Consider the following 24,682-nt stretch of genomic DNA (forward strand, 5'->3'; position numbering starts at 1 on the left):
CTCGTCGAGGATGAGCAGATCCGTCTTGGCCTTCTCGATGTGGTTGGCGGCGCGCCTCAGGAGCTTGGTGGCCGTGCCCTCCTCGAATTCCGGATCTTCGTACTCCTCCAGGATGTCCGAGCCGAGCGTCTTGATCGTCGCCTTGGCGGAGAGGGTGACGTGGACGACGGAACGGATCTCGTCGTCGTTGCCGACGACGTCCAGGTTCTCGATGAAGGTCTTGATGCCGGTGCTCTTGCCGCATCGCGAGGGTCCGATGACGGGCAGGTACATCTGCTCCAGCCGCTTGCCCTTCCTGCCCTTGCCCTCCCAGAGCAGGCGCGATCCCTCCCCGACCTTGCGCAGGACTTCGAGTTCCAGGGCGAGGCGTTCGACCAGGGCATTCGACAGGCGGAAGGTCTGGAACTCGACGCGGGCCCGCGCGATCCGATCCTCGATGGACATCTCACTCATCCCCTGTGGTGCGGCGCTTCTTCCTCGTGTCCATCCGACGGGCCATGTCGGCGAAATAGGCGTCGGCGGCGTCGGGGCTGAGCCCGGCCTCCGCGGGGGCCGCCGCGGCCTTGTCCGCGCTCGCCCTCTCGGTCCTGGCGTCGTTCTCCGCCGCCGCCTCGGCCTGCTTCCGGCGTCGATTGCGTGCCCGGGTCGCATCGGCCTTCCTGCCGCCGCGGCGCGGACCCTTCTCGGGAATGCCGTCGCCCTCCCGGACCTCGGCCAACGGGGCGGTCGGGATGTTGGCGACCTTCGATCCGAGCACGCCCGGACCGACCGTGGCGAACTCGACCGTGTCGCCGACGAGCACGGGCTTGGGGGGATCGAGAAGCCGTCGCTTCCGGCGCATGGCGGCGTACTTGATGTGCGGCGCGGCGTTCTCGATGGACACGCGGAGGCGATTGCGCGCCTCCCAACGCTCGTCGTCGGTCGAGAAGGCGAGGCCCTCGGCCTTGGCCCATTCCTCGATGCGCCGGTGGTGCCACATCCCCAGGCCGCCGGCCGTGTAGCGGGCGTCGGTGTTCGGCAGGCTATCGTAGCCCTTGCGCGGCTCCTTCTCCGGGTTCCAGACCGAGATGCTTCCGACGTCCGCGGGGTTGTACTTGATCTTGACCTTGACGGTCGCGCTGCCCTTGCGCCGGCCACGCACGGGCGCGAGGTAGGCCAGCTGGCTCAGGAGCCTGGTCGTGACCACGGGATCGTGGAACCTCATGCCCTCGAAGCGGATGCCCTCGCGGGTCAGCAGCGCCTCGCCGACCTTCCCGAACGAGGCTTCGAGCAGCTTGGGGTCGTCGACGACCTCGCGCCCGTTCGCGAGCCCGGCCCGCCACAGCGTCTCGGGGGCGGCCTTGATGCCGGCGTGGCGCTCGTACTGGTAGCTGTCCCGGAGCGTCTGGTAGATCAGGCCCTCCACCTCGGACCTGCTGATGACCGCGTCCTTGGCCGGATCGAAGCCCAACCGCGACATGAGGTGGGGCGGGAGGTGCACGGCGCCCGGCACCTTATGGAAAAGCTTGACGTTGAACGTATGGAAGATCCGTTCGACCGGAGCCTTGTACTCGGGGTTCTTGACCGGCGCCCAGCGGACGCTGATCCCGGCGTCCTCGCAGGCGTCCTGGAAGCTGACGCCGATCTGCTCAAGGGCGTTGTCGACGATGATCGTGTCGGGCTTGCCCCACTTGTCGGCCCAGAGGTCGGCGTATTGCGGAAACCGCGCGATCAGGTCCCGCTTGCTTGTCGTGAGCAGGAGGACGCAGCTCATGATCGTGTAGATCGAGGGCGGCTCGTAGGTGAGCAGCATCGCCAGAGGGGTGCGGGAGTACAGGTCCAGCGCGACGGTGAGGGTCGGACGTCCGGCCGGGATCGTGCCGTCGGCGAAGTCGTCCAGCACGCACCAGCCGTCGATGACGGTGCTGTCGATCAGGACGAAGTCGAGGATGCCCTTCGCCTGGATGGTCGTCCGCGTGCCTCGGAAGCGGCGTCGGGCGACGGTGGCGTCGTGCTTCGCGGCAATCGTCTCCTCGTTCTCGGCCTCGGCGATCCGGGTGCGCAGGACCTCGTAGTGCGGGGCACGCAAGGTCTGCCACGCGCCGCCGTGACGGACCCGGCCGATGCCGTTCGCCCGCTTGATGAACCGCGTCAGGAAGGCATAGGCGTCCGTCCTGTCGCGCGAGCGCAGGGAATAATACCAGGCGACCGCCCGTTCGAGCATGGACGAGACGGCCTTCGGCCAGCGCTCGCGCTTTCCCTTGCCGGTCTGGGATTCCATCGCCCGCATCGGGCGGACATGCCTCTCCCCCCGCTTCGTGATCGCCCGGTACAGCGCGGGGCCGCTGGGCACCCACGCGATCCCGCGTGCCGCCGCGGCCACGCGGTTGCGTTCGATGAAGGCTTCGAGCCCCTTGGTCCCGAGGGAACAGGGTCTCTGGTCGTACTGGCGGCAGTAGAACCGCCGCGCCCTCGCCATGTCGCTGGCGCCGTCGGGCCCGACCTCGTCGACCTCGTCGTAGCGTCCGCGGTGGCCGGCATTGTCGGTGGTGCGCCGGATGCGGACCGCCTCGCCGTCCTCGCGCAGGACGTTGAGGCCGTCCTCGGAAAGGATCTTTTCGCGTTGCCCCGTCACGCCCTCCAGCAGGAGGCGGTCCTCGGGGAGGAACCGGGTCAGGAGGAAGGCCCCCTCCCCGGTGAAGTGCCACTCCTCCTGGAGCTTGTGTCGGACCTTCGTGGCCATGTGCCGCCCTCCCCGGTCAGGCGCCGGCGGCCTGGCGCGGGGCCGGGTCGCCCCGGCCGGCGAGCCGGATCGCGGAGTTTCCGCACAGCACCTGCGAGAGGTCGGTCTCGGCGACGCCTTGGACGATTGCGGCGAACAGCTTGGCGCGCCCCCTAGGGCCGCCACCGAGCGTCGTGACGGCCCTGTCTAGGTCGAGAAATCCGCCCGCCGTCTCGATGGCCACGGCGAGCGCGAAGCTCTCGGCCCGGGTCACGCGGGCCGAACGATGGCGCTGGACCGTCCAGGCGTTCTCGATCTCCCGCGTCTTCCCGAGGTCCTCCTCCACGACGATGTGGAAGGCCCAGCCGAGCCCGGCGTAGACCAGGCGCGCCAGTTCGAGCTTCCGCGCGTAGTCCGGCCCGCGACGGAGATCGTCCGCCCGCTTCTTGACCTCGATGATCTCCACGGACCTGTCGACGAGGTCGCGCCGGAGGTCGGGGTAGTACACCATCGACCGGCCGTCGGGCGTGCGGATGGTGAGCTTGTGCGGCTGGGTGAGGTAGTCGGAGACGCGGGCGTCGGCCTCGGACAGCCACAAGACCATCAACTCGCCCTCTGCCTCCCAGGGAAGCGCGCGGCGTGCCTTGCGGCTCGTGTACCGCCCGACCGGCTTGAAATGCCGCCCGTTGATGACGAGCCGGACGGGACCTCCGCGGATTGCGGTCTCGATCCGCGCGGCGACGTCGAGGTCGGCCAGCGTGAGCGTGATGTCGGCCTTGTCTTGGGTTTCGGAAAAGAAGCTTTGGTCCGTCATTGCAGCCACCCAGGCACAGGGGGGCCGTCGCATCGAAACGCGACAGGCATGGATAGGGGAGCGCGTCGCCGGGGCGCGCGATGTCTGGCGGAGGGGCCGCGGGGGCGGCGCGGCTACCTGACGCGAGGTATCGACGTGGCCGCGAGTTGCTGCAGCAACTGGTCCACGGTCGGCCGGCCCGTGAAGAAATCGCCCTGGCGATGGTGCGCGATCAGCTTACCGAGGCGCCGCTCGACGTCGGCCAGCAGATCTCCATCCGTGTCCGACAGGTGCGTGCCTTTCCCGCATTTCAGCAGGTTCGACCATGCGAACCGGAGCTCGGCCTCCTCACGGTCCAGCAATGATATTTGGTAAGCCTTACCGCTACCCTTTACCGTTTGGGTACGGAGACGCGTCACCTCGGGGCGCAGACGCATCCGTCCGGCGTAGCGGAGCGCGACGGCCATGGCCTCACCGGGGACCCTTTTCCGACCCGAGACCAGACGGATAATCGCTTGACCGAAGAAGGGCATGGGCAGGCCGCGTTCGTCGGTGAGGGCGACGGCTCGCGGGTCGGTGGCGATGCCCTGCCACACCATGGCGCCCCGGACCCAGGCGGCGGCGCTCGTCGCTCCGGCCTGGTCCCAGTACGAGGGGCACGGGTCAGCACTCCGACTCCCTGGAGCCGGTTGACGCTCGGATTCACGCATCGTATGTGTCCTTCAGTCCTAGCGGATGACCTGCTCGCCGATGCTTCGAACGTGGAGGCGGACAGGTTTGGTTGCGACGGTATCCAGAGGCCAAGATTTCGACGGTCTGCGGCAACTGGACCGTTTGACGGGCACGGCCTTCCCAGGCCGTGCCCGTCTTCGTTTCCGGAGCCGGGTGGCTTCGGGCCGAAGGCGGAACGGGCTGGTCCCGCACCGGGTGCATGCCGACGTCCTGAAGGGACCAGGTCGAGCGGCACCCTTCCGAAGTAAGACCGGCCAGGGAATGAATCAACGCCTTAGTTGGGGTTGAACTACGGATCCGCACTACGTATCGCGGGCCCGGATCCCGATTCACCCTCAGTGGGTTAGCGTCTGCGGCCCCTGAAACGCCTCCTCGCCGGGCGGATGCTGGCGTCGATGCGCTCCCTGGTGCCACTAGAGGGCCTGGCCCCTCCCCCGGAGCCGTCGTCGGATCGCCGCTCATGATTGATCGTCGCGGTTCGGCAGCCTGGGAAAGGCGACGACGGTGCCCGCCGGCCGACGGGACATCTGGCGTTCGAGGACGATCTCCCACCCGGTGTCGACCTCGACGCCGATGGCGCCGAGCATGTCCTCCATGTCGGCCGGGTCCAGCAGTCGGCCGAGGGACACCAGGGCGGTGACGATCTGGCCGATGCGGGCGTCCTGATCGCAGTCAGACATGGACCCCTCCCGTGCCAGCCTTGCGGGTGCCCTTGGCGGCGGGCATCGGCGAGCCCGCGATGATCGCGCGGACCTCGTCGCCGCCGAGCACGCGCCGTTCGACGAGGCGATGCGCGATCCGGTCGATCCGGTCGGTGTGCCGGCTGACCAGATCCCTGCTGATCTCGTACAAGCGGGAGAGATCGTCCTCACAAAGTCGCCTAAAGACAGGGTCGGTCCGGATGAGCGACACCGCGGTTTCTTGATCTCCTCTGTAAAGTAAAGACGAACCGAGTCCCAAACTCGCATGCTTTGCTGCAACCAGGGCGGTGGCGTGCGCGAGGTCCGAGCCCGATCCACCGGCCGATCCGGAGGTGACGGTGTCCCAGAGATGGTCGGCTGCCCTGCCGGCAAGCACACTGACGACCAGATCGTCGAGCTCGCTCGAATTCATCTTGCTGGTATCCCGAAGGCGGCTCAGCGTCCGTCCTGCGAAGGCTCCCTGGGCGACGATGGACACCATCGAGACCTCTGCACAGCCCTTCACGGTCAGCGCCAGAGCATGCCCGGCCTCGTGCCTTGCAACCGCGAGAAGCTCGGCTGTCGACCGGGTCTCTGGGGGTGCGATCCGACCGATGAGATCTGCCATCACCATCCGGCGCTTGGCCGCCATGGCGACCATGCGGGCGCCGGAAGCCCATCCGGCGATGTCGGCCCCGGTGGCTCCCGCTCCGATGGCCGCGAGCGGCGCCAGGTCCTCGTCGGCGAGGTCGCCGGCCAGGTGCTGGCGGAGGATACCCTCGATGGCGGCTTCGTCGGGCAGATCGATCCGGACGATGCGGTCGAGGCGGCCAGGGCGGGTTAAGGCTGCATCGAGCCGCTCGGGATAGTTGGTCGCGCCGATGATGATCAGCTTGGATGCAGGGCTTGACACTGCGCCGTCAAGCGTCATCAACACATGATTGACGACTGTAACCCAGTAATCACGATGCCGACTATCGCATTGATCTCTGCAAGGAAGACTATCGAGCTCGTCGATCAATAGTACGCCGCCATTTTGCGATGCCTCCAAGAATACCTCGTCGACCTTGCGGCAGATGTCGTTGAGGTACCCATTGGTCTGTGCGAACCATGAAGAGACGCTTGTCACCGTTAGGTTGACGCCCAAAGACTTGGCGACGCTTCTGGCGTAGGTCGTCTTTCCTGTGCCGGGCGGACCTGCCAGCACGATATTCTTGCCTTCGATTGATGCCCACGACCTTTCGCCACGTCGATAAGCCTCGACGGCGTCGATCAGCGCCAGGCCGTGCGTCTGGGCGGCGCCGTAGCCGACCGTGTCCCTCAACAGAGGAACGGCCTTGAGGTCGGGGGCGGATGTCCTTGAGGCCGATGCCGCCTTGAGCCGTCGAACGCAATCGCGCGGCCTGCTGCCCCTGCGAATGCAGGCCGCGATCTCGTTGAAGCCCAAGCCCCGGATTAAGTCGGCAGGCAAGGGCCCCGGACGGCGCCCGGTGACGAGCCGGATGGTTGCCCGGAGAGCCTTCGGGCTCGGCGACTTCAGTTCGATGCGGAGGTCGGCAGTCGCGACGAGGGCCGCAGGCAGGTAGCGGTCAGGGGCTGTCGTTACGCCGACAACGCTCCGTCCTGCCCCCAAAGCCGATGCAACACTGTCTCCCCCGACAGAGGCATTGTCGCTGATCTTCTTGGATCCATCTCGCTTGATGACCTCCGTCCAGGCCCTTAACGACGTTAGTGCGTGGGCGATGGGACCGATCCAGTCCGGTCCGGGAACGCTCACGACCAGGGCAAGGCTCGGGGGTGCCTGGATGCGGGCGATGACCTTCGTCGGCAGCATCGCGTGCAACATGCTGATCGCGAGAACGGTGGAGACGCTCGCCGAGCCCAACACCTCCTCCGGCGTGGGCGGCTTGCCTTGCTCATGGGAGGACTCGCCGTACACGGGATAGCCGTCGTCGTAGGCGTCCTTGAATTCCTGGCCCGTCAGGCGGGTGAGGCGCTTCAGGGCCTGGGCGGGGGTCTTGTTCTTGCGCATGGTGGCAGCCTCCATCGACGGGCCGCCGCGCGCATCCATGCGCGCCGGTCAGGCCCCGGGGGGTGTCTCGGGTCGGGTGTGGGAGAGGGGCCGCCGTTCGGCGGACCGGATCGATATCGGTTTCATCGGTTGGCTCGCTCGTGGTTGGTCGGGGTCAGGATTCGGTCGGATCGCCGGGGTCCCATCCGTCGAAGTCGACCCGGCGGGCGCTTGCGGAAACCTTGATGCCCGGCCGTGCCGGAGCCATCCGCTCGCGCAGCCTCTCGGCCTGGCGCTCGGCCTCGACCAGCACGGCCTTGCCGAGTGCGTTCAGGACGGCGGCGACGATCCGGGCATACGCCTGCGGCGGGAAGGTCTCGGCGGCCTGGGCCAGACGGCGGAAGATCTCGCCGATGTGGCGCGCACCATCGTCGGTCTCCGGCGGTGGCGCGGCGAAGGTGGCTCGGGTGGACGGAGCGATGGCGTCGACGTGATCGGTCATGGCGGCCTCTCGGGCCGCCGGACGCGCAAGCGTCGGTCAGGCCCCTGGGATGGTCCGGGAAGCGGGCGCGGTCCCGCCGGCGGGCGGGCGGCGTCTCGCTATGAGGTCGGGAAGGGGCACGGCTCGATCCGGGTGTGGGGCGGTTGCGCCGGGGAACGGATGGCGAACGGTTGCAGCTGGAATTCGACGGCGTCAACAGGCCTCGGTAGTTCCTGGGCGGTCGCCGGCAGACTTTCTCCGCGGGCGGTGGACCGCTGTGGAAGATACCCCCGAGTTTCGTGGAAATCCGGTCCGGGACCCGTGGCGGGCCAGGCTCGGGGCCGGGGATTCGCGACTCCGAGGGCAGCGGGCACCGGGACGCGCTTCCCCGTGCCTGCGTCCCAACCTTCCGGAATCATTAACCACGTTGGCCTCATCCTCTCGTCGAGAGGGAGTGCGGGCGATGGCGGGCAAGGACGCGATCTACGAGGCGATGATCTACAAGGCGTGCGACAAGCTGCTCGCCGCCCGGAAGCGGGTGAGCCTGCGCAACCTGATCGCCGCGCTGCCGAACGGCGGCACCAACCGGATCGTCGGGCCGATCCTGCGCGATTGGAAGTCGGACCGGGACTACCGGCCGCGCCTGGTGGTGAACGACCTGCCGGAGGCGGTGCAGGGCGAGCTCGTGGCGTTCTCGCGGGCGGTCGTGGAGGCCGCGCAGGCGAGCCAGGCGAAGCACTTCGAGAACGACCGCAGGAAGCTGGAGGCCAGGCTGCGGGCGAACGACGAGCTCCGCGACGACGCCCTGACGGAATGCGACTTCCTACGGGAGGAGAACGTCCGACTGGCGCGGGAGGCGGCCGAGGTGCTGAGGCTGCGGGCCGAGAACGAGCAGATGCGGCGGCGCCTGGACAGGATACGCGCGGAGGAGTTTTGGGATCGGGTCATGGCCGAGGTGGCGGAGATGATGCCGGTCGGCGGAACGCGGCCGCTGGGCGAGATCCTGGCGGGCCTGAAGGACTCGATCCACCGCGGGGCTCGGCTGCACAAGGAGCCGCTCGACGAGGACACGCTGAAGAAGAAGATGATCGGCCGGTGGGAGCACGGAAAGTATTTCGAGAAGGCTCCGGACGGCACCCTCGTGCGCAAGGCCGGGTGACGTCATAGGGGGCTGTCACGGGGGACGATGCCTTCAGGTCTGCGTCAGCCGGGTCCGAAGCGGGAAGCGGTCAACTCGGCTTCGTCTCCAGGCTCGACCCCGTCATCGAGATCGCCGGAGAAGCCGATCAGGAGGCGGACGTCGGCCCCATCGGACCGAAGCACGAAATCGCCGGACTCCCCGGGGTCGCGCGCGACGATCCTGCCCTCGTACGCTTGCCCGGCCACGGTGGTGGCGATGTGGAGGTCGTTCCAGTTGGCTCCCGTCCTGCGCAGGAACCTCACGGCCTTGGCGAGGATCGCGGCCCGTGCCGGATCGGAAATCTCGTCCAGGAGGCGGGAGACGGCCGACCCCTCTCCGTCGTGGCCGGCGATGCTGACCGCGGCCATGCGCTCCCGCGTCACGACGGTGAAATCGAGCCTGTACCCGGCCGCGGATGCGATCCGTTCCAGGAAGAGGCGTTGGGTGCGACCGTTGCCCTCGCGGAATGGGTGGAGACGATTGATCGCGACGAGCAGGTCGGCGGCGGCGGCCACGAAACCTTCCCGGGTCATTCCCCTGAGACAGTACGTTTCGGCGAGGACCGCGTCGATCCTGGACGCCTCCCTGGCCAGAAGGAGATGGGGCGTGAAGATCGAGGCGCCGCGAGCGCCTTTCCCGTCCGTGCGGAGGTCGGTGGTGCGAAACTCGCCCGCCCAGTCATAGACATCCTGGAAGAGGTGACGATGGATGTCCCTGAGGTCCCCAAGGCTGCGTGGTGCACGGGAGGGCGACACGCGCATCTGAACCTCGCGGGCCGCGACGAGCTCGGCCTCGGCGGCGGCCAAGGCGGTTGGGTCCGTAAGCCCTAGCCGGTTCCTCAGGGTCTCGTTCGGGAGGATGTACGGATCAGCCATGGACGCCGTGCAGCGCCAGGACCCGTGCGATCATCTCCCGGTCGTCGATGGTGCCGGACGCGAAATCCTCGAAGACGGCGTTCGCCTGATCGCCGACGACGTATCCCTCGATGCGGGCGGAAGCGATGGCCGCCCGCACCGCTTCGGCAGGCTCGCATCCGTCGAGGACCGTTCCGACGGGAGACGTCTTGCCTGGGGAACCTTCCGTCATCGCGCCGCTCCGATCTCAACGCCACCATGGCACGATCACCGATGTTCTCATATCCGAGGTGATGGTGGATCCACCGCGACCTCCACTAGGCCCTTATCCATGGGACCGGGTCATGGCCGAGGTCGTCGAGATGATGCCGATGGGCGGTACGCCACCGCTGGACGATATCCTGGCGGGCCTGGAGGAGTCGGTGCTTCGCGGGGCGAGGCTGCATAAGGAGCCGCCCGCCGTCGACACGCTGAGGAAGAAGATGATCGGCCGGTGGCAGCACGGGAAGTATTTCGAGGAGGCTCCGGACGGCACCCTCGTGCGCAAGGCCGGGTGAACGTCAGATGGCCTTCCCGGGTTTCGGATCGCGCCTCGTCGTCGAGGTGGGCTGTTTGAGGGGCCTTGCCGCTTTCCTGGCGAGTACCGTGCAGACGAAGCGCTCGCCGTAGGTGGCCGCGGTGTGCCGGACCAAGAGGAACTGCAGCAGCAGGCAGCCGAGATAGACCATCAGGGTCGTGGCGGGCTCGATCATGAACGCCGCGGCCGCGCCCAGCCCGATCAGGCACATCGCGGCGAACCCCGTATAGTCGCGGGTGAAGAGGTACTCGCCATGGCTGTAGAGGACCGCCGGATCGTTCTCGCTGTCCTTGAAGAGCCGGTACCACATCCGGTTCTCGGCCACGGGGTCGGTCGGCCAGTCCTTGCCCAGCAGCTTTCTCAGGCCGTCGAGGTCGATGCGGGGATCGGAGGCGGCGAACACGCTGAAGGCGCGGTGGCCGGGCAATGCATGCTTCCAACGGAGGAAGACCAGCCGGGTCTTGGTGGGGTCGCTCAACAGGCCGTTGGCGACGGTGGTGAGGATGAGGGCCAGCGACAGCGGGACGAGGCTCGTGGCGCCCGCGACCACGCCCTTGAGACCGGCGGTGGAGACGGCGTGGTACTGCGAGAAGGCATAGAGGACGGCGACGTTCGCGGCGATGGTCGTCCAGAGCTTCGGCCGGTTCGCGTCCTTCAGCGCCTTGGACGTGGACCCCTTGCTCACGTGTACTCCTCCACGCGGTCGAAGAACGGCACCTGACCGGCCGCGGAGTATCCGGGTCGGGCCGGGAAGCCGCCCCAGTGCACCTTGGACACGCCCTGCGTGGCGATCACGTAGCCGCCGCGCCGGGTGAAGGCGTTGAGCACGATGTTGCGCGGATGCTTGCTGTCGTCGGCAGGAGCCGAAACGTAGGCGGAGAACCGCGTCGGGCCGTGCTGGGGCTGGATCGGGCCCAGGATGCGGTTCAGCATGGTCGGGCCGGAATTGCGTCGGCTGCCGTGATGGGGAACCTGCACCATCTGGAAGCCCTGGAGAGGAAGCCCCATCCGAACGGCTGCTTCCGCCGCCCATCCCAGCCCGCGATTGCCGGCATCCCCCGTCAGCAGGACCGGGCCGCCGTCGAACGAGCCGTACAGGACGACGCTCGACTCGTTGCTGGCGCTGGTGATGCCGCCGTCCCTGAGACGCTCCCTGTCCCAGGTTTCGGTCGTCCAGCTCTGCAGGGACGCCTTCACCGACTCGAACAGGCGGGTCGCGGGGCTGGACTTGCCGATCCATAGGCCCTGTCGCTCGATGGCAGGCTGGTCGGGGTCCGGCGTCTTGTCGAACTGGGGCAGCAGATGGAGGTAGGTCCATAGGTCCGGCGACAGAACGCGGAAGGGTCCGATGTCACTGCCTGCGAAGGCTGGGCGTATGGCGCACCCCTGTTCGGCGGCGAGGTCGTAGACGCCCGAGACGATGTCGTACTCGCCCTTGATCCGACGGGTGAGGCTTTCGATGGTCGTCGTCTTGTTCGCGAACAACGGGGACGCTTCCTCGGCATGGAGCCAGAGGGCGTGCATCCATAGATTTCGAACCGGGATCTGCTCGAAGACCGTGCGCAAGCCGGAGGCGTGGTCGCCGTCGGCATGGGTCAGGACGACGTGCTCCAGGACCGGGCTGGGACCGAAGAACCGCCTGAGGTGGGCGACGATCTGCTCGCCGGTCTTGGCATGCCCGCCGTCGACCAGCATCAGCTTGTAATCGTAGGGCTCGCCGTACCGGATGACGATGGCGTCGCCGGCCTTCGACGCATCGCCGACCGGCAGGAACTCGATCTCGCACTTCATCGGCTATCCCCGACGACCGTCGACCGCTCGATGCCTCGGCTCGAAAGCACTTCGAATAAAGTCCTCGGCCGATGGCAACCTCAGCCGAATGCTGTCGGTTAAGGTTTCTGAACCCGTTTTGTTCCTCAAGCTTGATCCGTCGGGGTACCATGAAAAAAGCTTTCTGGTGGATCGAGCGGTTCGTGCTCTGGGCGGGCGCCGCGGGTGCGCTCCTCGCCCTGGTCGCCGTCGCGGTGATCGTCGCCCGCCCTGCGGAGAAGGGCGGCACCCAGCCGAACTTCGCCGGCGCGGACCTCCAGCAAAAGCGTCTCGTCTTGTATCTCGACGGCACCTGGAACAGCGTCGACAGCAACACGAACGTCTGGCGCATGCGGGCGCTCACGGCGTCCAAGGGCAAGGACGGCCGACCGCAGCTCGTATACTACGGCCTCGGCGTCAACGGTTTCCTGGGCGGGGTCTTCGGCCATGGCCTCGATGACAACATCCGCCTCGCCTACGAATGGCTGATCGAGAATTACAACGAAGGGGATGAGATCTTCATCTTCGGCTTCAGCCGCGGCGCGTTCACGGCCCGTAGCCTCGCGGGGCTCGTCGCAATCGACGGCATCCTGAAGGCGGGATCGCCCATCGGCACCTCGGAACTCTTCAGGCGCTATCGGAAGGGCGACGAGGAAAGCATCTGGAGGTTGAAGGAGGTCGAGCAGGCGGGGGAAGCAGCCAAGCTCACGGATCAGGAGCGGTGGCTTCTCAAGTATTCCCAGCCGGCCGACGTGAAGATGATCGGGGTCTGGGACACGGTGGGCTCCCTGGGCCTCGCGACGGGCAAGATACCGGGGGTCAGCCGCTCGTCGTTCGACTACCTGCAGACGGGGCTGCGCATCCACATCCTGAACGGGTACCATGCCCTGGCGATTGACGAGCACCGCGAGGATTTCGCGCCGACGCTGTGGGACGTGCGCCGGTCGAACAATCCCAAGGACGTCTTTGCCAAGGAGCGGACGCTGGCCAGCGTCGAGCAACGCTGGTTCGTCGGCGCCCACGCCAACGTCGGCGGCGGTTACGAGACCGACCTCCTGGCGCAGGCCCCCTTGCGCTGGATCATCGAGAAGGCGCAGTCGCACGGCCTCCAGTTCCGATCCGAGGTCGAGTTCGACGGCGACGCCCTCAAGGCTCCGACCGTCGACTCCTACGGCCTGTTCGGACGCGGGTTCTACAAGCTCGTCTCGTCGCCGCTGTACCGCATGATCGGGCGGGACCCGGAGCAGCGCCCGGACGGCAGCCACACCAACGTCAACGAGACCATCGACGTGTCGGTCTTCGACCGCTGGCGGGCCGATCCGGAATACCGCCCGAAGAACCTGGCCGATTGGGCCGAACGGAAGAAGGTGGACCCTTCACAGGTCCGGTCGTCGGTCCGAGCCGACGATCCGAAGGTCGCCGTGCCCGAGTAGGGGCGCCCCAGAGCCTTGCCAGGACGGCCTTCGGGCGTGGGGATTCGCGACTCCGAGGGCAGCGCATAGCGGGACGCGCGTCCCGTTGGCCGCTTCCGGAATCAACGGTCCTTTAACCATGACTGTCTGGCTCGGGATCGTGCGTCGCGATCCGCACGTTCGTCCTGGGCTCTGAAAGGTCGAGTTCCGTGACACCGTCCCTGTCCGGCCGGGGATCGCCTTCGGGCCTTACGGTCCAACCTTCAGCCTGTGTCTGTATCCGGAACGTGCCAGGTTCACCGCGTTGCCTGCCCCCCATCGTCCGGGCCAGTCAGTTCGTCCGTGATCAGTAGGACCGAGGCGATGGCGGAACGCAGCTCCGGGATGGCACTTTCGGCGGGGCCATGACCGGCGTCCACGTCGTCGAAGGCTCCACAGGCGGCGGATAGGCGGGCGAACCCCATCAAGCCCGCTTCCGACTTCAGTCGATGGATCGACGCCAAACCGTCCGGACCGACGAGCGACCCGTCGGCATACCCTGCCAAGCTCGCAACGAGCCCGCGCAGTATAAGGAGCAGTGAACGGGCATGGTTGGCGCCCAGGAGGTTCGTGACCTGATCGTGCGTGGTCCGGTCAAGATCCTTGGGGCTGTCGGCCATCGCGGGCACTCCGTCGTATCGAGCCATGCGTCACCGAGCCTGGTAGGGAGACCGGAGAACGACGCGGACTTCCTTCCGTTCACCGCCGTCACCGGCCGTCATCCCAGCCCGGTCGGGTTCCGCCACGGCGGTCGGCCAGATCACCGGCACTGCCATCAGCGCGATGGCAGGCAGCCGTGCCGGCGGCGAGGCGGGCTTCTCGGGCCAGAAGCCGAAGCCGAGGCCGGCTGCGGCCATGGCGATGGTGGGTGGGATGAGGAGATGGCTCATTGCTTCCGGGCTCGGTGACGGCGACCTTCGCCTTAGGGCACGGACCCGCCGGGGACGTCATCTCGTCCGGATGGGCGGCCCGATAGGCCGGGTGGCCTATCGGGCCGCCGAGAATGCCCGCGCTTGGCGGAGATTGGCACCACCCCACGCCGCCGCGGCGGAGCGGTTCGGGACGCCGAGCACCTTGAGAAGGGTCGCCACGTGGATCTTCACGGTCCCCTCACCGAGGGTGAGCGTCCTTGCGATCTCCTTGTTGGACCGCCCGGCGACGATGAGGTCGAGGACCTGGCGCTGGCGCGGGGTAAGGTCGGCCGTCGGGTCCGCTCGGTCGGAACCGAACTGCACGGGCGAAGCGCGGGCGGGATCCTGTCCCGGCGTCCCCACGTCGTCCGCGCACACCCGGGTGATGAAGGAAGGGACGTAGACGAAACCTGCGAGCACCATGCGGAGGGCCTCGGTCAGGGCCTCGACCGTCGGCCCCTTCGGGACGAAGCCGTGGACGCCGGCGCGCAGGGCCATGAAGACGTCCTCCCGGCGCGTCGAACCGGACACGACGACGGTCAGGACCTCCGGATGGCATTCCCGCACCGCCGAGAGGCTCTGTGCTCCCGCCATGCCGGGCATCGCCAGGTCGAACAGCGCGAACCGGACCGTGGGCTTCTCGGCAAGCGCTTCGAGGGCCTCGTCGAGTGAGCCGGTCTCATGCACCGCCTCGAAGCCGAGCTGCGTCGTCAGGACGGCCGCCAGCGCCATGCGGAAGAACGGGTCGTCATCGGCGATGACCGCTTGGCCTAGGGCAGGCATCGATCCAACGACCTCCGCGCGAGCGCTCCAACGAGCCCGGGGCGAATTTCTACGGAATAGACCATCAGGTCTATCGACAGGGGATGACCCGCTCAACCGGACTAATGGCTATGCCGAGGCTTCCTTTCTAGCATCGAATTCGTGGCCCGGCCCCGTGATGTCTCCGGGCGGTCCCACGCCGAGCCGGAGACGTCCTCCATGACCATGTCGTCCAGAAAACCCGTCGTCGTCGTCGCCGAGGACGATCCGGTCGCCCGCGGGCTCATCGTGGCCGAGATCTCGAAGGCCGGCTTTTTCGCGATGGCACACGGGGACGGCCTGTCGGCCCTCGAATACTTCGCCATGGGAGAGAGGGCCGACGCGCTCGTCACCGACGTCCATATGCCGGGCTCCGTCGACGGCCTGTTCCTGGCGGTCGAGGCCCGGGCGCAGCGCCCCTACCTGCCCGTCGTCTACACGTCGGCCAAATCGATCCGGGCGCAGTCGATGGTGCCGGGCGCACGTTTCGTGTCCAAGCCCTATCCCATGGGACAGGTCGTCGGGACGCTCCGCACCGCGATGAACGCGTCCGCCTCCCGGATGATGGCCGAGACCTGGTCGCTCCACGCGGAGATCGAGCGCAGGTTCCTCGTCACGGATGACGGCTGGATGGGAAGCGTGACCGGTTGGCGTCGGCTCACCGACGGTGTGCTCGGCGAGTTGCGTGGCGTGAAGATCCGGGTCCGCGAGGACGAGGGGCGGGCCTGGCTCACCGTGAAGGGACCCCGCGAGGGGCTGACCCGGACCGAGTTCGAGTACGAGATCCCCCTCTGCCAGGCGCGGGTCATGCTCGACTCCGACGTGATCGACGAGCCCGTCGTCAAGGTGCGTCACCTCGTTCCGTATGCCGGGGTCACATGGGAGGTCGACGTCTATCAGGGACGCCTCGCCGGCATCGTCATCGCGGAGGTCGAGATGCGGCACGAGACGCAGGTTTTCGACCTTCCGCCTTGGATCGGGCGCGAGGTCACCGGCGACGCGCGCTTCGGTCGGAAGGGTCTCCAGGCCCTGTCGTGGCAAAGCGCCTGACCTGGGTGATCCGGCCGGAATGGAAACGTGCCGCTTCGCATGACGGGCCGGTGTACGACTGTGGAAGCGGGTTGGACGCGATCGGCAAAAGCCGACGCGTCGGGGGAGTGGGACCATGGCCGGGTTGGAAGCACGGGGCGCAATCGGCGAACCCACCTTCGGTAGGCATCGGGCTCTCCCCACGCGAACGGCGTACCCGTCGCCGCGCGTCGCATTCGTCGTCCTGGTCGTCCTCGGTCTCGTCCTGGCTTGCGCGACCACGGCCTGGATCGAGGCCCGCAATGCCGGCGTGATGTCCGGGCGACTCGACGCCGCCGCCTCCCGCGTGGCCTCGGCGGTCTCCGACCGCATGGCGAAGTACGAGTACGCGCTTCGGGGCGCCCGGGGGGCCGTCATCGCCGCCGGCCGGGACGGGATCACCCGGGAGCGCTTCAGGGACTATAGCCTGACCCGCGACATCGACCATGAGTTTCCCGGGGCTCGCGGCTTCGGGTTCATCCGGCGCGTCGGGGCGGCCGACGAGGCCGCCTTCCTGAAGGCGGCGCGGCTCGACGGCGCTCCCGACTTGGCGATACGCCAGATCATGCCCCATCCCGGCGAGCGCTACGTGATCCAGTACGTGGAGCCGATGGAACGCAACCGCGAGGCCATCGGCCTCGACGTCGCCTCCGAGGACCATCGCCGCGGTGCCGCGCTCGCCGCCATGGAAACGGGCCGGGCGACGCTCACGGCGCCGATCACCCTCGTCCAGGCTAGCGGAATGCGCGAGCGGGGCTTCCTGCTCTACCTCCCGGTGGCCCGGGTCGACCTGCCGGGCAGGACGGCTGCCGAACGTCGCGCCCGTACGTTCGGATGGGCCTATGCGCCCTTGGTCATCGACGAGGTCCTCACGGGCCTGGAACTCGACCCGAGCGAGCTCGACGTGGCGATCTCGGACGCGACCCCCGAGGCGACCGTGCGGTTCTTCGGCACGGCCGACGCGTCGGGCACGGTCGATCCGTCGCTGGTACGGCGCAGGTCCCTTCCGGTCTTCGGGAGGACCTGGGAGGTCGAGGTCCGCGCCCTGCCTCCGTTCGCGGCGGGCCTGAACCTCACCTCGCCGATCCTTCTCGGGAGCTCCGTGCTCGCGGGGATGCTGATGATCGCGGGCATCGCCTACCTCAGGCTGTCCGGGCGTCGGCGCGAGGTGCTCGCCGGGGTGGAGCGCAGCCGCCTCGCCGCCATCGTCGAGAACGCCGAGGACGCCATCGTCGGCAAGACCCTCGACGGCATCGTCACGGACTGGAATCCCGCGGCCGAGCGGCTTTTCGGATTCATGGCCGCCGAGGCCATCGGAAAGCGGGCCGGTGATCTCGTGGTGCCGTCCCACCTGCGGGCGGAGGAACGCGATAGTCTGGAGCGTGTTGGCCGCGGCGAGCAGGTGCCGCCTTTGTCGACGCTGCGACTGCGTCGCGACGGCGGCGCGGTCCCCGTCCTGGTCACGGTGTCCCCGATCCGGTCCCCGCGCGGCGAGACAGTCGGCGTCTCCACGGTCGTCCGGGACATCGGCGCCCAACTGGCCGCCGAGGAGGAGATCCGTACGCTCAACGCCTCCCTGGAGCGGCAGGTCGTCGAACGCACGGCGCAGTTGACCGCGGCGTCGGCCCTGCAGGACGCGATCCTCCGCCATGCCGGTTACGCCGTGATCGCGACCGGTCTCGACGGGACCATCAGCCTGTTCAATCCGGCGGCCGAGCGGATGCTCGGCTATGCCGCAGGGGAGCTCGTTGGTGCGTCGACACCGGGCGTGTTCCACGACTCGCGGGAGGTCGCCACCCGTGCGGCCGAACTGTCGAGCGAGTTCGGCGAGCGGATCGAGCCGGGCTTCGAGGTGTTCGTGGCCCGGGCCCGGCGAGGTCTGTCCGAGACCGCGGAGTGGACCTACGTCACCAAGGCCGGGGAGCGCCATCCGGTGTTGCTGAACGTCAGCCTCCTGCGCACCGCGGACGGTCGCGACCTCGGCTTTCTCGGCATCGCGATGGACCTGTCCGAGCGGCGCCGGCACGAGGCCGAGATGAAGGCCGCCAAGGCCGGCACCTGGAGTTACGACGTCGCGACCGGACGCGTCCTGCTGTCGGCGGAGTGCGCGCGCCAGCACGGCCTGCCGGACGCCGAGACCGAGATCGACGTCGAAAGCGGGTGGCGCCCGCTGGCCCACCCGGCGGATGTCGGGCACGTCCTCGCCGACCTGGGCGCGGCGGTGAAGACCGGCGGGAGCTACACGACCGAGTTCCGCATCCCGCTGCCCGAAGGCGGCCTGCGCTGGATCTCGGCCATGGGACGGGTGGAGACGGATGCCGACGGCAGGACGTCGAAGGTCCTTGGCCTTACCCTCGACGTCACCGCGCGCAAGCTGGCGGAGATCGCGTTGGGCGAGGCCAAGTCGCAGGCCGAGGCCGCCCGCGCCGAGGCCGAAAGGGCGAACGAGGCCAAGACGGACTTCCTGGCCTCGATGAGCCACGAGATCCGGACGCCCCTGAACGCCATCATCGGCTTCACCGACCTGATGCTGGCCTCGGACCGGCTCGACCCGGACCTGCGCCGGCACGCCGAGCTCGTGGGATCGTCCGGCGCCGCGCTCCTCGCCATCGTCAACGACATCCTCGACTTCTCGAAGGTCGAGGCCGGCGCCGTCGAGCTTTCGCCCCGGCCCTTCGCGCTGTCCTGCCTCCTCGACGCCTGCACCGCCATCGTACGCGGACAGGCGGAGGCGAAGGGGCTGCAGATCAGGACGAACCTTGCCGGCGACCTGCCGGGATGGGTGCTCGGCGACGAAGGCCGAATTCGGCAGATCCTGCTCAACCTGCTCAACAACGCGGTCAAGTTCACCAAGGCAGGCGCCGTCACCCTCGACGTGACGTCCGAGGGGGACGATCCGACGGGTCGGCGCCTGCGCCTGCGCGTGACGGACACCGGCATCGGCATCCCCGAGGAAAAGCGCCGTCGCCTCTTCCAGCGCTTCAGCCAGGTCGACGGCTCCATCGGTCGGGACTACGGCGGCACGGGCCTCGGCCTCGCCATCAGCAAGCGCCTCGTCGAGTTGATGGGCGGCGAGATCGGCGTCGCCTCCGACACGGGTCGCGGATCGAGCTTCTGGTTCCACGTCCGGCTCCCCCTTGCCGAAGCGCCGGACGGATACGTCGCGTCCCCGGCAGCGGCCATCGCCCGAAGGAAGGGTCGTCTGCTCCTCGTGGACGACTCCCCCATCAACCTGGAACTCGCCAAGGCGGTCCTGACCGGAGAGGGCCACGAGGTCGAAGTCGTGGGTGACGGGGCGGCGGCGGTCGCGGCGGTCGCGGCCGGCGGCTTCGACCTGGTGCTGATGGACGTGCAGATGCCGGGCATGGACGGCATGTCGGCGACGCGTGCGATCCGGCATTCGAAATTGCCGACGGCGACGATACCCATCATCGCGATGACGGCGAACGTCCTGCCGGAGCAGGTCCGCGCCTTCCGCGAGGCCGGCATGGACGACCATGTCGGAAAGCCCTTCGAGCGGCGTGCGCTGTTCGAGACCATCGAGCGGTGGCTCGGCGCCGGAACATCGGGGGCCGGCGCTCCGGTTGATCGACGGACGCCGACGCCCTTCGACCGCTCGGTCTACGAGGCGGTCGGACGATGCCTCAAGCCAAGCCGGCTTGAGGAGATCCTTCGGTTGCTGATCATGGAACTCAGGACGAGCTTCCAGGGCGACGCCGCCTTGGCCGACGCCCGCTCGTGGCTACGCCATCGCGCCCATTCCATGTCGTCTGCGACGGGGATGCTGGGGTTTACGGACTTGGCTGGCGCCTGCCACGCCCTGGAGCGTTGCGAGGAGGAACAGATGCAACGGGAGGGGGCGGAGGGGTTCGCATTCCTCCTGGAGCGTGTCCGACTGCTGTCGGACGAGGCGGTGGTCCTCGCCGAGCAACTCCGGCGCACCATCGCCGGAACGGGACGGTCCGAAGCCGTCGATCCGACCTAGCGCTATGCCGGCCCTGCCATCGCCCCGTCATGCTGACGATGCGTAAGTGCCCGTCCCGGTCCGGTCACGAGGGTCGCTTCACGAACCCGATGTCGACCGCCACGGCCTTCAGGCGCTCGGGCTCGCGCTCCTTCCGCTCGGAGTAGCGGTCGACGAGGTAGTCGGCCCGCTCGCGGGTCAGGAGCGTGAACCGGAACAGTTCCTCGCAGACGTCGACCACCCGGTCGTAGAGCGGCCCAGGGTTCATCCGGCCGGCGTCGTCGAACTCCTTGTAGGCCATCGGGACCGAGGACTGGTTGGGGATGGTGATCATCCGCATCCAGCGCCCGAGCACGCGCAGGCCGTTGACCGCGTTGAACGACTGCGAACCGCCCGAGACCTGCATCACGGCCAGGGTCCGCCCTTGCGTCGGGCGCACCGACCCTTCCGACAGGGGGAGCCAGTCGATCTGGCTCTTGATGACCCCGGTCATGGCGCCGTGCCGCTCGGGGCTGACCCAGACATGCCCCTCGGACCAGATCGAGAGGTTCCGGAGCTCCTGGACCTTGGGGTGGTCGGCGGTGCTGTCGTCGGGCAGGGGCAGCCCGTGCGCGTCGTAGATCCGCACCTCGCCGCCCATCGCCTCCAGCAAGCGCGCGGCCTCGTAGGCGAGGAAGCGGCTGAACGAGCGCTCCCGGAGCGACCCGTACAGGATCAGGAAGCGAGGGGCGTGGGTGAACGGCGTCGCAACCTCCAGGTCGGCGGTCGTCGGGACTTTGAAGTGCCCCTCGCTCAGGTTCGGTAGGCCGTCGGCGAAGGGCTGTCGGGACTTGTCCAAGACGTCTCGTTCCTCTACGTTTCAACGATGGTTGAGATGTTGACATCATGATGGACGAACGGCAAGCCGTCGCCGCCTTCGCGGCGCTCGGGCAGGAGCACCGCCTGCGGATCGTCCGCCAGCTCGTCACCGCGGGGCCTGACGGGATGGCGGCCGGAATGCTCGCCGAGGCAGTCGGGGTTTCAGGCACCAACCTGTCGTTCCACCTGAAGGAACTCAGCCATTCCGGGCTGGTCACCTCTCGGCGCGCGGGCCGGTCGATCATCTACAGCGCCGCCTATCCGGACCTGTCGGAGCTGATCCAGTTCCTGATGCGCGATTGCTGCCAGGGCCGCCCCGAGGTCTGCGCCCCGGCCGTCGCCGCCCTATCCGCCTGCTGCGAGGATATCGCCTGATGGACGTCGTGATCTATCACAACCCGGATTGCGGCACGTCCCGCAACACCCTGGCCCTGATCCGTAACGCCGGCATCGAGCCGCACGTGATCGAGTACCTGAAGACGCCGCCGAACCGGATACTGGTCCGCCAGCTCGCCGAGCGCGCCGGCATCACCGTGCGCGACCTCATCCGAGAGAAGGGCACGCCCTACGCCGAGCTCCGCCTCTCGGACCCGAGCCTCACGGACGACCAGCTTCTCGATGCCGTCGCCGAGCATCCGATCCTGTTGAACCGCCCCGTGGTGGTGAGCCCGAAAGGCGTCGCCCTGTGCCGCCCATCGGAGGCTGTCCTCGACCTCCTGCCCGCCCAACAGGGCGAGTTCGTTAAGGAGGACGGCGAGCGCGTCGTCGACGAGCACGGGCGCCGCGTCGCCACCGCCTGATCGCACCCACGCAATCAAAAACAAGAAACGGTCCCGATGCTCGCGCTCGCCATCTTCGTGGTCACCCTGGTCTTCGTCATCTGGCAGCCGAAGGGTTTTGGGATCGGATGGAGCGCCCTGATCGGGGCCGCCGTGGCGCTGGCCACCGGGGTGATCCACCCCGGGGACATCCCGGTGGTCTGGCACATCGTCTGGGACGCCACCTTCACCTTCGTGGCGCTCATCATCATCTCGCTGCTCCTCGACGAGGCCGGCTTCTTCCACTGGGCGGCGCTCCACATCGCCCGCTGGGGCGGAGGCAGGGGCCGGCTGCTGTTCCCGCTGGTGATCCTGCTCGGGGCCGCCATCGCGGCGGTGTTCGCCAACGATGGGGCCGCCCTCCTGCTCACCCCCATCGTCCTCGCCATCCTGCTCCGGCTGAACTTCAAGCCGGCGGCCGCTATGGCCTTCATCGTCGCCTGCGGGTTCGTAGCCGACTCGACCAGCCTGCCGCTGGTGATCTCGAACCTCGTCAACATCGTCTCGGCGAACTTCTTCGACATCTCCTTCGGCCGCTACGCCGCGGTGATGGTGCCGGTGAACCTCGTCTCGCTGGCCGCGACCCTGATGGTGCTGTGGCTGTTCTTCCGGCGCGACCTGCCCACCAGCTACCCGGTGGCCGAGCTTGGAGCGCCGCGCCACGCGATCAAGGACCCGCTGGTCTTCCGGGCGGCCTTCCCGCTCCTCGGCCTGCTGCTGGTCGCCTACTTCGTGACCGCACCGTTCGGCGTGCCGGTCTCGGTCGTCACCTGCGCCGGCGCGGCGGTCCTGTTGGCGCTGGCCAACCGGAGCCACGTCATCCCGATCCGCAAGGTGCTCACGGGCGCGCCCTGGCAGATCGTGCTGTTCAGCCTCGGCATGTACCTCGTGGTCTACGGGCTCAAGAACGCCGGCCTGACGGACTACCTGGCGCAGGGCCTCGTCTGGCTCTCGGGCTTCGGCCCGTTCGTCGCCACCATCGGCACGGGGTTCGCCGCCGCGATCCTGTCCTCGGTGATGAACAACATGCCGAGCGTGCTGGTGGGCGCGCTCTCCATCCAGCAGGCCCCCGACCTGTCGCCGCTGATGCGCGAGCTCATGGTCTACGCCAACGTCATCGGCTGCGACCTCGGCCCGAAATTCACGCCCATCGGCAGCCTCGCGACCCTGCTCTGGCTCCACGTGCTCGACACCAAGGGCCAGCGCATCACCTGGGGCCAGTACATGCGGGTCGGCCTGGTCATCACCCCGCCGGTCCTGCTCGTGACGCTGGCGGCGTTGGCGCTCTGGCTGCCGGTGCTCGGGGCCTGGTAGCGATCCGATGGCCCCGACGCGCCGCTGGACCGTGATATCGGCCCTGGGCGTCGTCCAGATCCTGAACTGGGGCTCGTCGTTCTACCTGCTTTCGGTGTTGGCCGCCCCGATGACCGAGGATACGGGATGGCCCTTGGGCTGGGTCATCGGCGGCCTGTCCCTCGGTCTCCTCGTCGCGGGTTTGGCCTCGCCGCGGGTCGGCACCTACATCGGCGAGCATGGCGGCCGGCCGGTACTGGCCTTCGCGGCCGTCGCCTTCGCCGTTGGCCTTGCCATCCTCGGACTCGCTCCGAACCTGCCGACTTACCTGGCGGGCTGGCTCCTGATCGGCCTAGGCATGGGCACCGGACTGTACGACCCCGCCTTCGCCACGCTCGGACGCCTCTACGGCGCCGAGGCAAGGCCCGCCATTACCACCCTGACGCTGTGGGGTGGGTTCGCCAGTACGGTGTGCTGGCCACTCTCGGCCTTCCTGATCGAGCGGGTGGGCTGGCGCGGGACTTGTCTCGCCTATGCCGGACTGCACCTCTCGGTCACGCTGCCGCTCGTCCTGCTGGTGATCCCCCATCCAACCGTACGTCCGGCAGCGCGGTTCGAAGGCCCAATCCCAGTTGTCCGGCTCGATGGTCCAGAACGTCGTGCCTTCCTCCTCATGGCGGGTGTGCTGACACTCGGGGGCACGATCATGGCCATGGTCTCGGTGCACCTCATCGCCCTGCTCCAGGCCCGTGGCGTCGCGCTGACCTCGGCCGTCGCCTACGGCGCGCTGATCGGCCCATCCCAGGTGGGCGCGCGGATCGTCGAGATGGCCGGGAGGGGGCGGCACCACCCCCTCTGGACCCTCACGGCGGCGATGGTCCTCGTGGCCTTGGGCATGACGATGCTGGCGGCGGGCCTGCCGGTGGTCGGCCTGGCGCTCGTCCTCTACGGGGCCGGCAACGGGATCTACTCAATCGCACGCGGGACGGTGCCTCTCGCCCTGTTCGGCCCCGAGCGATACGCTCCGCTCGTCGGCCGGCTCGCCCGTCCGGGGCTGGTGGCGCAGGCGCTTGCGCCCTCCCTCGGGGCCGTCGTGCTGACGCATGCGGGCGCCGACGCGACCTATGCCCTCCTTGCCGTGCTCGCCCTGGCGAACGTCGCGATTGCCCTATCCCTCTGGCGCGTCAGGTAGTCCCGTCCCTTCCTCGCCGGTCCACGATGTGGCATCTTCCGGCGGTGACCTTCTGGCTCGCCCTTCGCAGGCTGCTACCGCTCCTGGCGGTTCTCAGCCTCACCCTTTCGCCGGTGACCGCCTCCGCGGCCGCCGCGGGCATGCGCGCGCCGATGGCCGTTCAAGGTCACGCCATGGCGATGTCCGACGAGGCCATGGATGACATGGCCGGGATGGCCATGGACGAGATGCCGTGCTGCCCCAAGGAGCGGCCGGACATGCCCGACTGCTCGAAGGGCTGCCCGCTGATGGCGCTTTGCCTGGCGAAGGTCGCCAGCGGACTGCCGGCCGCCCTCGGACTTCCGGGCCGCGTCGCCAGCTTCGTGGGACCCGCCTGGGGCGTCACCGCCTCCTTCGACAGCCTGTCGCAAGGGCCGCCCACCGAGCCTCCCCGAGCCTGAACCCGATGCCGCCGGCGCCTGCGCCGGCCGATCCCGCGCGCCTGAAGGCCCGGGTCCCATCGTTTTCA

At 68.3% G+C, this 24,682-nt stretch carries 25 protein-coding genes; 10 read left to right on the plus strand and 15 right to left on the minus strand.

The annotated features are described in order from the left end of the window. The 7 genes from MFF30_RS18395 to MFF30_RS18425 form a co-directional block, all read right to left on the minus strand. On the minus strand, window positions 1-444 hold a 444-nt coding region (locus tag MFF30_RS18395), incomplete at its 3' end, for an ATP-binding protein (RefSeq protein ID WP_238280930.1). A gap of 1 nt (window position 445) precedes the next feature. Next, window positions 446-2,722 carry a TnsB C-terminal domain-containing protein gene (locus MFF30_RS18400; RefSeq protein ID WP_238280931.1) on the minus strand — a complete coding sequence of 759 codons (2,277 nt, stop codon included), beginning with the start codon at window positions 2,720-2,722 and terminating at the stop codon, window positions 446-448. A gap of 16 nt (window positions 2,723-2,738) precedes the next feature. After that, window positions 2,739-3,515, minus strand: coding sequence for a TnsA endonuclease N-terminal domain-containing protein (locus MFF30_RS18405; RefSeq protein WP_238280932.1), 777 nt, complete (start codon window positions 3,513-3,515; stop codon window positions 2,739-2,741). 113 nt (window positions 3,516-3,628) lie between these two features. Further along, window positions 3,629-4,204, minus strand: coding sequence for a hypothetical protein (locus MFF30_RS18410; RefSeq protein ID WP_238280933.1), 576 nt, complete (start codon window positions 4,202-4,204; stop codon window positions 3,629-3,631). Between the two features lie 480 nt (window positions 4,205-4,684). Then, window positions 4,685-4,906, minus strand: a complete 222-nt coding sequence (locus tag MFF30_RS18415; protein ID WP_238280934.1) for a hypothetical protein — start codon at window positions 4,904-4,906, stop codon at window positions 4,685-4,687. Next, window positions 4,899-6,938 carry an AAA family ATPase gene (locus MFF30_RS18420; RefSeq protein WP_238280935.1) on the minus strand — a complete coding sequence of 680 codons (2,040 nt, stop codon included), beginning with the start codon at window positions 6,936-6,938 and terminating at the stop codon, window positions 4,899-4,901. The genes MFF30_RS18415 and MFF30_RS18420 overlap by 8 nt, the downstream gene beginning before the upstream one ends. Window positions 6,939-7,092: 154 nt before the next feature. After that, entirely contained in the window at window positions 7,093-7,419 is a 327-nt protein-coding gene (locus MFF30_RS18425; protein ID WP_238280936.1) for a hypothetical protein, read from the minus strand. A 442-nt stretch (window positions 7,420-7,861) separates the two neighbouring features. On the opposite strand from MFF30_RS18425, the gene MFF30_RS18430 reads away from it, so the two are divergent. Then, window positions 7,862-8,557 (plus strand): DNA-binding protein, encoded by a 696-nt coding sequence (locus tag MFF30_RS18430; RefSeq protein WP_238280937.1) that lies wholly within the window; start codon window positions 7,862-7,864, stop codon window positions 8,555-8,557. Window positions 8,558-8,601: 44 nt separating this feature from the next. On the opposite strand, the gene MFF30_RS18435 is transcribed toward MFF30_RS18430, so the two are convergent. Together MFF30_RS18435 and MFF30_RS18440 are read right to left on the minus strand one after the other, a co-directional pair. Continuing rightward, window positions 8,602-9,384 carry a Fic/DOC family protein gene (locus tag MFF30_RS18435; RefSeq protein ID WP_238280938.1) on the minus strand — a complete coding sequence of 261 codons (783 nt, stop codon included), beginning with the start codon at window positions 9,382-9,384 and terminating at the stop codon, window positions 8,602-8,604. A gap of 61 nt (window positions 9,385-9,445) precedes the next feature. Continuing rightward, window positions 9,446-9,664, minus strand: a complete 219-nt coding sequence (locus MFF30_RS18440; RefSeq protein ID WP_238280939.1) for an antitoxin VbhA family protein — start codon at window positions 9,662-9,664, stop codon at window positions 9,446-9,448. Between the two features lie 112 nt (window positions 9,665-9,776). On the opposite strand from MFF30_RS18440, the gene MFF30_RS18445 reads away from it, so the two are divergent. Beyond that, entirely contained in the window at window positions 9,777-9,989 is a 213-nt protein-coding gene (locus MFF30_RS18445; RefSeq protein ID WP_238280940.1) for a hypothetical protein, read from the plus strand. A gap of 3 nt (window positions 9,990-9,992) precedes the next feature. Here the strand turns inward: MFF30_RS18445 and MFF30_RS18450 are convergent, their stop codons facing one another. Then, entirely contained in the window at window positions 9,993-10,694 is a 702-nt protein-coding gene (locus MFF30_RS18450) for a hypothetical protein (protein ID WP_238280941.1), read from the minus strand. Continuing rightward, window positions 10,691-11,800 carry a ComEC/Rec2 family competence protein gene (locus tag MFF30_RS18455; RefSeq protein WP_238280942.1) on the minus strand — a complete coding sequence of 370 codons (1,110 nt, stop codon included), beginning with the start codon at window positions 11,798-11,800 and terminating at the stop codon, window positions 10,691-10,693. The genes MFF30_RS18450 and MFF30_RS18455 overlap by 4 nt, the downstream gene beginning before the upstream one ends. A gap of 149 nt (window positions 11,801-11,949) precedes the next feature. Here MFF30_RS18455 and MFF30_RS18460 point away from each other — a divergent pair, with 149 nt between their 5' ends. Continuing rightward, window positions 11,950-13,251 (plus strand): T6SS phospholipase effector Tle1-like catalytic domain-containing protein, encoded by a 1,302-nt coding sequence (locus MFF30_RS18460; protein ID WP_238280943.1) that lies wholly within the window; start codon window positions 11,950-11,952, stop codon window positions 13,249-13,251. 275 nt (window positions 13,252-13,526) lie between these two features. Here the strand turns inward: MFF30_RS18460 and MFF30_RS18465 are convergent, their stop codons facing one another. From MFF30_RS18465 to MFF30_RS18475, 3 genes are all read right to left on the minus strand, one after another. After that, entirely contained in the window at window positions 13,527-13,889 is a 363-nt protein-coding gene (locus MFF30_RS18465; RefSeq protein ID WP_238280944.1) for a hypothetical protein, read from the minus strand. A gap of 30 nt (window positions 13,890-13,919) precedes the next feature. After that, the gene (locus MFF30_RS18470; protein WP_238280945.1) at window positions 13,920-14,159 is read right to left on the minus strand and encodes a hypothetical protein; all 240 of its coding nucleotides are present in this window, start codon (window positions 14,157-14,159) and stop codon (window positions 13,920-13,922) included. Between the two features lie 96 nt (window positions 14,160-14,255). Further along, a complete protein-coding gene (locus MFF30_RS18475) occupies window positions 14,256-14,963 on the minus strand; it encodes a response regulator (protein WP_238280946.1) in 708 nt (235 codons plus the stop codon). 198 nt (window positions 14,964-15,161) lie between these two features. Between MFF30_RS18475 and MFF30_RS18480 the strand changes: the two genes are divergently transcribed. After that, window positions 15,162-16,031 carry a response regulator gene (locus MFF30_RS18480; RefSeq protein WP_238280947.1) on the plus strand — a complete coding sequence of 290 codons (870 nt, stop codon included), beginning with the start codon at window positions 15,162-15,164 and terminating at the stop codon, window positions 16,029-16,031. A gap of 115 nt (window positions 16,032-16,146) precedes the next feature. Then, complete coding sequence (locus MFF30_RS18485) at window positions 16,147-20,034, plus strand: CHASE domain-containing protein (protein WP_238280948.1); 3,888 nt, start codon at window positions 16,147-16,149, stop codon at window positions 20,032-20,034. 64 nt (window positions 20,035-20,098) lie between these two features. On the opposite strand, the gene arsH is transcribed toward MFF30_RS18485, so the two are convergent. Further along, window positions 20,099-20,851 carry an arsenical resistance protein ArsH gene (gene arsH, locus MFF30_RS18490; protein ID WP_238280949.1) on the minus strand — a complete coding sequence of 251 codons (753 nt, stop codon included), beginning with the start codon at window positions 20,849-20,851 and terminating at the stop codon, window positions 20,099-20,101. A 50-nt stretch (window positions 20,852-20,901) separates the two neighbouring features. Here arsH and MFF30_RS18495 point away from each other — a divergent pair, with 50 nt between their 5' ends. From MFF30_RS18495 to MFF30_RS18515, 5 genes are read left to right on the plus strand one after another with little or no spacing between them, the layout of a single operon-like run. Further along, window positions 20,902-21,246, plus strand: a complete 345-nt coding sequence (locus tag MFF30_RS18495) for an ArsR/SmtB family transcription factor (protein WP_238280963.1) — start codon at window positions 20,902-20,904, stop codon at window positions 21,244-21,246. Beyond that, entirely contained in the window at window positions 21,246-21,671 is a 426-nt protein-coding gene (arsC, locus tag MFF30_RS18500; RefSeq protein ID WP_238280950.1) for an arsenate reductase (glutaredoxin), read from the plus strand. Before MFF30_RS18495 ends, arsC begins: the two co-directional genes overlap by 1 nt. 36 nt (window positions 21,672-21,707) lie before the next feature. Next, window positions 21,708-23,003 carry an arsenic transporter gene (locus MFF30_RS18505; protein ID WP_238280951.1) on the plus strand — a complete coding sequence of 432 codons (1,296 nt, stop codon included), beginning with the start codon at window positions 21,708-21,710 and terminating at the stop codon, window positions 23,001-23,003. 7 nt (window positions 23,004-23,010) lie between these two features. Next, on the plus strand, window positions 23,011-24,174 hold the full coding sequence (locus MFF30_RS18510; RefSeq protein WP_238280952.1) for an MFS transporter: 1,164 nt from the start codon (window positions 23,011-23,013) through the stop codon (window positions 24,172-24,174). Window positions 24,175-24,218: 44 nt separating this feature from the next. Next, window positions 24,219-24,614: a hypothetical protein gene (locus MFF30_RS18515; RefSeq protein ID WP_238280964.1), complete on the plus strand. Its 396-nt coding sequence runs from the start codon at window positions 24,219-24,221 to the stop codon at window positions 24,612-24,614. The last annotated feature ends 68 nt before the right edge of the window (window positions 24,615-24,682 follow it).

Origin of the sequence: Methylobacterium goesingense (assembly GCF_022179225.1) — a bacterium.
Classification (GTDB): domain Bacteria; phylum Pseudomonadota; class Alphaproteobacteria; order Rhizobiales; family Beijerinckiaceae; genus Methylobacterium; species Methylobacterium goesingense.